Here is a 1,124-nt window from a genome sequence, read left to right as displayed (position 1 = left end):
GTGCCGCCGGTCAGGGTGACGGTCACGCCACCATGGCCGGTGACCGGCAGGTTGTTGTCTTCACTGACCAAGGTCACGGTGTAGGTGATCTTGCCGCCTTCGGTCACGGTGGTGTTATCCACAGCCAGTACCGCAGTAACCTTGCTGATCGTGTCGGTAACGTTGACCGAAGCCGGGCCGCCAATGACCAGGTTCTCGAAGGTGGCGTTCGGCACCTCTGCCTTGACGATGCCGACCTCGATCTTGCCTTCGTCCTTGAACACGTCATCGCCCTGCGCCGCGGCCGTGTAGGTCTTGGTCATCTCGCCAGCCTTGAACACAACGGTAGCGTTGTTGCTCAGGGTGACGGTCAGGTCCTTGTCCAGTGCACGGTTCAGGCTCAGGGTAAAGGTCGGTGCCGTGGCTTCGTTCACCGACACCTGGTTGGCGACGATATTGACCTGCACCAGGTCGCCCTGGCCGGCAGGTTCGTCGTGCACGGTGGTGGTGACCGGCGACTTGTCCGCCACCAGGTTTTCGAATTGCTTGGCGCCTGCGACCGTGATGTCGGTAATCGACTTGGTGACCGCAGGCTGGCCGCCCACGTACACGTCATCTGGCGCATTGATGGTGACGGTACCCGTGGCAGAGCCAGCGGCGATGAACACCTGGGTGCCACCGGTCAAGGTAACGGTCACGCCGCCGTGGCCAGTCACCGGCAGGTCGCTGTCTTCGCTGATCAAGGTCACGGTGTAGGTGATCTTCCCGCCTTCGACGACCGAGGTGTTATCCACAGCCAGCACAGCCGTGACTTTGCTGATGGTGTCGGTGACATCGACCGATGCAGGTGCGCCTAGCACCAGGTTCTCGAAGGTAGCATTCGGCACTTCGGCCTTGACGATGCCGATCTGGATCTTGCCTTCGTCCTTGAAGACGTCATCACCCTGGGCAGGTGCGACATAGGACTTGCTGGTCTCGCCGGCCTTGAACACAACAGTGGCGTTGTTGCTCAGGGTGACGGTGAGATCCTTGTCCAGCACGCGGTTCAGGGTCAGGGTGAACAGGGGTGGCGTGGCCTCGTTGACCGAGACCTGATTGGCCACGATGTTAACCAGAACCAGATCACCCTGGTTGTCATTGCCTGG

General features: G+C 60.8%; 1 protein-coding gene. It reads right to left on the bottom strand.

Going from position 1 to position 1,124, the window contains the following annotated elements:
• A partial coding sequence (locus ACF8R3_RS07655; protein ID WP_392515390.1) for an immunoglobulin-like domain-containing protein occupies positions 1–1,124 on the bottom strand: 1,124 nt, incomplete at both ends.

Source organism: Pseudomonas sp. FYR_7 (assembly GCF_043106155.1).
In the GTDB taxonomy this organism is placed as follows: domain Bacteria; phylum Pseudomonadota; class Gammaproteobacteria; order Pseudomonadales; family Pseudomonadaceae; genus Aquipseudomonas; species Aquipseudomonas parafulva_B.
The sequence above is the reverse complement of the archived record's forward strand: the minus strand, read 5'-3'. Positions and strand labels throughout refer to the sequence as shown.